The 512-nt window shown below is 78.3% G+C and carries 1 protein-coding gene; it reads left to right on the top strand.

Annotated features, from left to right (window positions below; genetic code table 11):
• A partial coding sequence (locus MXD58_RS24895) for a protoporphyrinogen/coproporphyrinogen oxidase (RefSeq protein ID WP_250610072.1) occupies positions 1–512 on the top strand: 512 nt, incomplete at both ends.

Raw genomic sequence — 512 nt, forward strand, 5'->3', positions numbered from 1 at the left:
GGCGTGCCGGCACGCGCCGTGGAGCGCACCGCGGCCGGCTGGCGGGTGATCTGCGGACGGACCCCGGACGGGCAGACCCCGCAGCCCCTCGAGGCCGACGCGGTGATCCTGGCCGTGCCCGCCGGGGCGGCCCGCTCGCTGCTCGAACCGTTCGCCCCGCACGCCGCCACGCCGCTCGCCGGGGTGCCGTACGCGTCGGTGGCGCTGGTGACGCTGGTCTACCGGGACGTCGTACCGCCGACGGGCAGTGGCTTCCTGGTGCCGGCCCGCGAGGGCAGGTCCGTCAAGGCGGCCACGTTCCTGACCGCCAAGTGGCCGCACGTCGCCGCCGACCGGCTCACGGTCGTGCGGGCCAGCGTCGGGCGGGCCGGCGCGGGGGAGGACCTGGGCCGAGGTGACACCGAGCTGGCCGGGGTGGTGGCGGCGGAGATCGCCCAGATCGCCGGGGTGGGCGGCCGTCCGATCGCCACCCGCGTCAGCCGCTGGGACGGCGGGCTGCCGCAGTACCTGCC

The sequence above is a fragment of the Frankia sp. AgKG'84/4 genome (assembly GCF_023242965.2).
Taxonomy (GTDB): domain Bacteria; phylum Actinomycetota; class Actinomycetes; order Frankiales; family Frankiaceae; genus Frankia.